General features: G+C 59.3%; 10 protein-coding genes. All 10 read left to right on the top strand.

All coding sequences use genetic code 11. The features are described 5' to 3' along the window. Window positions 1-96: 96 nt before the first annotated feature. Complete coding sequence (gene metK, locus Q0063_RS13975; protein WP_297872574.1) at window positions 97-1,230, top strand: methionine adenosyltransferase; 1,134 nt, start codon at window positions 97-99, stop codon at window positions 1,228-1,230. Next, window positions 1,227-1,865, top strand: a complete 639-nt coding sequence (locus Q0063_RS13970; RefSeq protein WP_297872573.1) for a YodL domain-containing protein — start codon at window positions 1,227-1,229, stop codon at window positions 1,863-1,865. Before metK ends, Q0063_RS13970 begins: the two co-directional genes overlap by 4 nt. A 1-nt stretch (window position 1,866) precedes the next feature. After that, window positions 1,867-2,601: a phosphoadenosine phosphosulfate reductase gene (locus Q0063_RS13965; protein ID WP_297872572.1), complete on the top strand. Its 735-nt coding sequence runs from the start codon at window positions 1,867-1,869 to the stop codon at window positions 2,599-2,601. A 138-nt stretch (window positions 2,602-2,739) separates the two neighbouring features. Continuing rightward, window positions 2,740-3,015 (top strand): hypothetical protein, encoded by a 276-nt coding sequence (locus tag Q0063_RS13960; RefSeq protein ID WP_297872571.1) that lies wholly within the window; start codon window positions 2,740-2,742, stop codon window positions 3,013-3,015. Between the two features lie 28 nt (window positions 3,016-3,043). Then, complete coding sequence (locus Q0063_RS13955; RefSeq protein WP_297872570.1) at window positions 3,044-3,826, top strand: hypothetical protein; 783 nt, start codon at window positions 3,044-3,046, stop codon at window positions 3,824-3,826. Between the two features lie 223 nt (window positions 3,827-4,049). Continuing rightward, window positions 4,050-4,583 carry a hypothetical protein gene (locus tag Q0063_RS13950; RefSeq protein ID WP_016321655.1) on the top strand — a complete coding sequence of 178 codons (534 nt, stop codon included), beginning with the start codon at window positions 4,050-4,052 and terminating at the stop codon, window positions 4,581-4,583. Then, window positions 4,580-5,362: a DUF4406 domain-containing protein gene (locus Q0063_RS13945; protein ID WP_297872569.1), complete on the top strand. Its 783-nt coding sequence runs from the start codon at window positions 4,580-4,582 to the stop codon at window positions 5,360-5,362. Before Q0063_RS13950 ends, Q0063_RS13945 begins: the two co-directional genes overlap by 4 nt. Next, window positions 5,359-5,973 (top strand): hypothetical protein, encoded by a 615-nt coding sequence (locus tag Q0063_RS13940; RefSeq protein WP_297872568.1) that lies wholly within the window; start codon window positions 5,359-5,361, stop codon window positions 5,971-5,973. Before Q0063_RS13945 ends, Q0063_RS13940 begins: the two co-directional genes overlap by 4 nt. Next, a complete protein-coding gene (locus tag Q0063_RS13935) occupies window positions 5,963-6,568 on the top strand; it encodes a hypothetical protein (RefSeq protein ID WP_297872567.1) in 606 nt (201 codons plus the stop codon). The genes Q0063_RS13940 and Q0063_RS13935 overlap by 11 nt, the downstream gene beginning before the upstream one ends. Then, window positions 6,558-6,949 (top strand): DNA methyltransferase (locus Q0063_RS13930; protein WP_297872566.1); only part of this gene is annotated, 392 nt, incomplete at its 3' end. The genes Q0063_RS13935 and Q0063_RS13930, both read left to right, overlap by 11 nt.

Here is a 6,949-nt window from a genome sequence, read left to right as displayed (position 1 = left end):
AGATGTTTGATCATCCCCATCTGCTTGCCATTCCGTTGGAAGTGCCTGATTCCCCTGAAAAACCCACAGAACAAAAAAAGAAAAGAGGAAAGACTCATGAGAGATAAGTACATCCTGACCGCCGAGTCGGTCACCGAAGGCCACCCGGACAAGCTCTGCGACGCCATCGCTGACCGCGTCCTGGACGCCTGTTTGAAACACGATCCCGCCGCCCGTGTGGCATGTGAGGTCATGGCCACGGCGGGAAAGATCACCGTAGCCGGGGAAATCACCGCCCGGCAGCTGCCGGACATCCCCGCCATCGTCTGCCGGACGGTACGGGAAACCGGCTATTCCTGCGATTACGAAGTAGAGGTTATCACCCACGATCAGAGCGGCGACATCGCCGGGGCGGTGAACGGCTCCAGTGTGATGGGGGCTGGCGACCAGGGGATCATGTACGGCTTCGCCTGTACGGAAACGCCCCAGCTCCTCCCCCTGCCCGTGGTCCTGGCCCATCGGCTGACGCTGACGCTTACCAACGCCCGCAAGCTGGGGACCATCCAGGGTCTCGGCCCGGACGGAAAGGCCCAGGTGTCCGTGGAGTACCACAAGGGCAAACCCGCCCGGATCGCCGCCGTGGTCCTCTCCTGCCAGCACGACGAGGAAAAGGACCCGGAGGAGCTGCGGAAGGAACTCACCCGCTCCGTGATCGTCCCCGCCCTGCGGGAGCTCTACCCCGACCATGAGACGGAGGTCCTCATCAATCCCTCCGGGCGTTTCGTCCTGGGCGGCTTTGAGGCGGACACGGGCCTGACGGGCCGGAAGCTGATGGTGGACACCTACGGCGGCCTCGTCCCCCATGGAGGCGGGGCGCTCTCCGGGAAGGACGCCAGCAAGGTGGACCGGAGCGGGGCCTACATGGCCCGGTATATCGCCAAGAACATCGTAGCCGCCGGTCTGGCGGAACGCTGTACCGTTGGCCTCGCCTACGCCATCGGCAGGGCGGAGCCGGTAGCCGTGGACATTGACCTCCATGAGACCGGGCGATACCCGGAAGCAGTTCTGGAACAGGTGGTCCGGCAGGTGTTCGACCTGACTCCCGGCGGTATCATCCGGGCCCTCGGCCTGAATCAGCCTATTTTCGCTTCGTTCTGCAATTACGGGCATTTCACCCACCAGGACGCGCCCTGGGAGCAGACGGACCGGGCCGCCGCCCTGGCGGAAGCCTGTGAAAGGGAGGCGCGATGAACGGCGATACCCCTGTCAATGTATTTGGTGTTCTGGCTTTCCCGAACGATGCGGACGGCGGGTTAGTCCGCTTCATCGACAGCGATTACAACACCCTGTTTCATGTGCCGGACGGTGAAAACATCACCCTCACCACCTTCGGCGATGACCGGAGAATCCTCCCCTGCCGGTACATTGACGCCACACACGCCCGGATCGGCGGCGAAACCTTCCACATCTGCCAGTTCGCTGAGATCCAGGAGCGGAACGGGGCTGTTTATGCTCCCGAGCATCCCAAAGAGGGCGACGTCTGCGACACCTATACTATCTACCAGATCAAAGACGCCAGCGCCGCATCATACGCCTTCATGCCCTACGAGCAGGCGAAGGCCAAGCTGCGCATGGCCCATTACCAGCGGGCTTACCGGGGCGTTCTGGCGCCCAAGGTCACTTTGGATGATTTATATCTCAAGCACAATCAGGACAATCGTCCCTTCGGGCAGCAAATGCATTCTCTGTCCATGAGCGATGTAATTGTGCTGAACCGGGGCGGGGAGAAAAAAGCCTATTATGTGGACACGGTGGGCTTCCAGGAGGCAAAGCGGTTCCTGAACCCGCCGGTTCGGAAGCGGAAGCCGCCCACGCAGGAGCGCTGATATGGAACGGCCTAAATTTATTGCCTCCTGCTCCTTCGGGAAGGATTCCATGGCAACCGTACTGCTGGCCAAGGCCCACGGGGAACCGCTGGACGAGGCGGTATACTGCGAAGTCATGTTTGACAAGGACATCTCCGGCGAAGTGCCGGAGCATCGGGACTTCATCTACGAAACCGCCATCCCCGCCCTGGAGCGGATGGGTGTCAAGGTAATCGTCCTTCGAGCTCAGAAGACCTATGTGGACCTGTTCACCGGCAGGATCACCCGCGGTCCCAAGAAGGGCATGGTGCGCTCCTTTCCCCTGTGCGGGAAGTGCGCCGTCCAGCGGGACTGCAAGGTCCGGCCCATTGAGCGGTATCAGAAAAGCCTGCCCCCTGGGACCGTTCAATATGTGGGCATCGCGCGGGATGAGCAGGACCGGCTGTTGCGATTGGAAAATGGCAGGCAGATTTCGCTGTTGGAAAAGTACGGCTTTACAGAAAAAGACGCTTGGGAGCTCTGCAAATCCGCAGGGCTCCTTTCGCCTGTTTACGCCTTCACGGACCGGGGCGGGTGCTGGTTCTGCCCCAACGCCAAGCTGCCGGAGCTGCGGCACCTCTACGACCACCACCTGGACCTGTGGGCCAGGATGCTGGCCCTCCAGGCCATCCCCGGCAAGACAACTGAGAAGTTCAACCGCACCCAGCGCTTCTCGGATATCGACGTCATCTTCCGGCAGGAGGACATGGCGGCATAGCCGGACGTTGTTGGTGTTGCCCGGTTTTCACCGCCCATTCTTGTTGGGTATCGTGATAGCATTCACGGAGAAAAAACGGTATCGTTGCTGCTAGCAACATCACAAAATAATTCAGCTACGAAAGGGGTGTTAGCAACTATGGATCTGGAAAAGCGGCTGGAACAGTACCTGCAATCGGAGGATTTTGAGATGGATCTTGGTGATCTGATCCATGACTATCGGGCGCAGGGGCTTCCGGTCCCACCCATGGAGCAGCTCCGAGAAGAGGCCACTGCGGAAGCCTGGAGGTGTCTGGAAACAATCATGATTTGCGAAAAAAAGGGACATCTTTGGAAGGAAACAGCGGACCCGGAAAACGGAACCAGCACTCTGTCCTGCCGCCGCTGCGGGGTGGTGGAACACCTGCAATGGTAAAAGGATATAAAAAGGAAGCGATAGCCTCATGAAAAAGGAAGAATTTGAACAGCTGATCCGGTTAGCTGTCCCCCGCCCGGATGCCAAAGCCACGGAGGCGTGGTACGCCTACGGGCTGGATATGTGCGACGAGTTCTCCCACAGCTTTTTAGAGAAGATGGTCACGGTCTTCGGCTTCCTTGCGAACAATTTCAGCCCGGAAGCAGTACAGGCTGTTTACGAGTCCATTTCCTGCGCCACGCTCCTGCCTTCCGAGATGGCCGCCGCCGCTGTGTATATGCAAAGCGGCAGTACGTTGGAACAGATCGCCGCGCTGGCGGATCAGGGCTGCTTGATGTACTTCCATACGCCCCGGTCAGCAGCCGAGAACAGCCCTCTGGCCCTGCTTACGGTCCGGGAGGGTAATAAATTGAAAACCTTCTACACCGTGGACTTCGGCTGCTTCCATCCGGAAATGGCCCTGCTGCGGGCCAGAAACTTTGCCAGGGAACACGCTGTCCCTGTGATCAATGCTGTCTCGCTGCTGTGGAACGACAAGAGTACCTGCCCCGCCAAGGCGGACGATTCCTCCCACCGGCTGTTTATGGGAAACGACCCGGAGATGACCCAGGCCATGACTGCCATATTCAAAACCTGCCCCGCCGTCGCCGCCCAAATCACCTTTGAAGTGGAGAAAAACCGTGTTCAGGTAGAATACAACCCCCTCTGGCGGGAGCTGGCGGAACGGCGGTTTGCGGAGGCGTTCCGCCAGAGCAAGCCGCTTCGCCGGGAAAAGGGCTCCAAAAGGAGGGAAAAGCCAAAGGACAGGTAGTCTGCCCCCTGTCGCTTTCGCCGGGTTTCCACCTGTTTCTTTGTTGAATATCGTGATAGCCTTTTCACCATAAAAATAGTACTGTTTGGGGCTGACCCAAAGCACAATTTTTACAGAGGAGTTGATGTAAACGAGCAGTAAAAAATATGAGATCACGGACATCGCCCATGAGAAGTACCCCTTCCTCCACCGTATCCGCGCCCTGCGGGACGTGGGCATTGAGGTGCGGGCCGGGGATCTGGGCGGCTTCGTGGAGGGGGAGCACAACCTTTCCCAGGAGCAGGAGGACGCCTCCTGGATCTTCGGCGACGCCATCGCCGCCGGGAGCGCCTCTGTGGACAAGGATTCCTGCCTGCGGGATGAAGCCGTCGCCTGTGACCAGGCGTATGTAACGCAGAGGAGCACGTTGTCCGGCCACGCCAGGGCGGAGGACGCTGCGTACATTCGGGGCGCGGTTCTCAGTGAGTCTGCCAGGGCAGCCGGCACCGCCATGCTCCTTGACGCTAAGGACAAAGGGAAATTCCCAAAGCTCAGCGGGCAATCCGTCGTCTACGGCACGGTGGCGGGCGCTGTGGTGGTTACCGGAACCGCGGTGATCCTCTGGGAGGAAAAAATCCGCAACGACACACAAGATGCGCTGATCCTTGACGGCCTGAGCCGCTCCATCATTCCGGGGCCATCCAGGGATGAGCTGAAACCCTGCCGGGGCGCTGAAAAACGGGAGAAACAGCCCAAGAGGAAGGGGATGGCCCGATGAATTTCTTTGAGGGAGAACTGCGGAAATTATTTGGGGATGGTCAGACCATTTCGGACCCCAATTTCACGGGCAAGATTTGCCTGGGAACGCTGGGGAAAGATCTGCGGGTCCGGGCGGAGTTCGTCACCACCGGGGTCATGGATCATTACGACGCAATGAAGCTCACGGTGCTGAACCGTTCCGGCGGACCAGTGGATACCCTGCTGCTGAGATTCCGGGACATTTGGGGCAGGAAGCCCGTTCCCGGAAACCCTAATTTTGCAAACGGCGTTATACCGCATATTTGGACCTGCAACGGCCAGACGGAGTGGTATGCCTGGGTCCCCGCCCAGGCGGACCGGGAACAGCTTGCCCGGCAGGTCCGGCAGTATCTGGAGCCGTTCCAGAAGAGGCCGCCTCAGCCTGTTCACAGCAGCCCAAAGCTGGTGTACATCTGTGCCCCGCTCCGGGGCGATGTTGAGAAAAACATTGAGTTCGCCCGGCAGAAGGCCCAGGAGGTATTTCAATCCGGCGGCATCCCCGTCTGCCCCCACATTACGCTTCCTTCCAACGCCGATCCGGCCTGTTCCGTTCAGGACGAGGCGGCGCGGGAGATGGGCCTGCAGCTGGTGGAGTCCTGCCAGCAGCTCAATGTCTACGGCTCCACAATCACCGAGGGGATGCGGGCGGAAATCCACCGCGCCCAGGAGCGGGGAATTCCTGTCGTTTATGAACAGGAACCTGTCCGGCAAGTCCGGCCCCGCAAGCAGCCTGTTCGAAAGGCGGGCCGTGACAGATGAGTCAAGATCGAAGTGAGCTTTTGCAGATACGATTAGACCAAAACTACCGGGACTATCTCGCCCAGCTTCGGGAAAAACCCTTTGATGAGATCATTAAACTGGCCCCGGAGATTACCGCCGCCCAGCAGCTCTGCGGGGAACTGCTGAACGCCTGCGATGACGATGACATGGAATTTCTGCTCCGATTCGATGACCCGCTGGAGGTCGTGCGGGGCTATTGGGAATCCGAGATCACAGGATACAGCCACAAGGGCGAAATGGGCCATATGCTGTGGGAAATCCAGGACAGGGAGCTGTACGAAAAAGAGCAGCTTGCCCAACCTTCGGAGAAGGCGCTCTCTTCTCCTATCACGCCGGATAACCCCGCTAAGCCCAAGATTCCGCTTGCCTATCCGGGCGAGGATGTTTACTCTGTCCTGCGCCGTGCCATCAAGACGCTGAAGGAGATCGGACAGCAGCAGGAAGCGGCGGCAATGGCGTTTCTGGTATTCAGCGCCAAGAACCCACAAGACGCTTTGACGGTCCTCTCCAATTATGTGGAAGTCGAACCGCCGCACACTCCAAAAGGAAAAAACAAACCGGGAAAGAGGAAAGACGAACATGAGCGATAACGTTGTAAAACAGATTGCCGCAGAAGACCTGCGGCACATGAACAATCAGGAGGGCCTTGTCCTCCAGGGCTGCGGAGGACCACCCCAGGAGTGGGTGGATGGGATCAACAACCTGCTCACTGAAGCCGGTATCCTGCTGGACGGCAGCACGTTTCATACTGAGAATGTGACCGTGTTCCAGCACGATGATCGGACCTGCCTGCTGTTCCCCTTCAAGGATGTGAAGCTGGACGTAGACAAGCTGGCCATGTGGCGGCTCCAGACCCACGGCCAGTTCGGCGGCACATGGCTCTCCGACTACGTCCCCAACCGGCTGGGCGGCTTCATCCAGACACCGCCTCTGCAGAAGCCGAAGATGGAGCTGGTGGGCCATGACAGCAACATTTTCTCCATTATGGGCCGTGCATCCTTCTTGCTGCAGATGGCGGGAATGAACGCCGAAAACAAGGAGATGGTGGATCGCGTCACCTCCTGCAAGGACTACGACAAAGCCCTCAATATCATCAGCGAATATGTGGATACAGAGCTGTCCACGCCCTCGATTGAACCTAAAAAATCTCAAAAAAAGAAAGGAAAATCTGCGTATGAACGATAAATGGGAGATCATCCAGGGCGACGCCCTGAAGCTGCTGGGGGGCTTCTCCCCCGGCTCCTTCGACGCCATTATCACCGACCCGCCCTATGCCTCCGGGGGCCGGACCCAGGGCGAGAAGAATAAATCCACCATCAAGAAGTATTCCAGCATGGGCGACGCCGCGCCCCCGCCCTTCGAGGGAGACGCCAAGGACCAGCGCTCCTGGACCCGCTGGGCGGCGGAGTGGCTGGCGGATGCCCGGAAGCTGTGTAAGCCCGGAGCGCCGGTGTGCATGTTCATCGACTGGCGGCAGCTCCCCGCCGCCTCCGACGCTCTCCAGTGGGCGGGCTGGATCTGGCGGGGCACCGCTGTCTGGGATAAGGGCAACAGCCGCCCCCAGAA

The sequence above is a fragment of the uncultured Oscillibacter sp. genome (assembly GCF_947654275.1).
Taxonomy (GTDB): Bacteria; Bacillota; Clostridia; order Oscillospirales; family Oscillospiraceae; genus Oscillibacter.
This window is presented reverse-complemented; position numbering and strand designations above follow the sequence as displayed.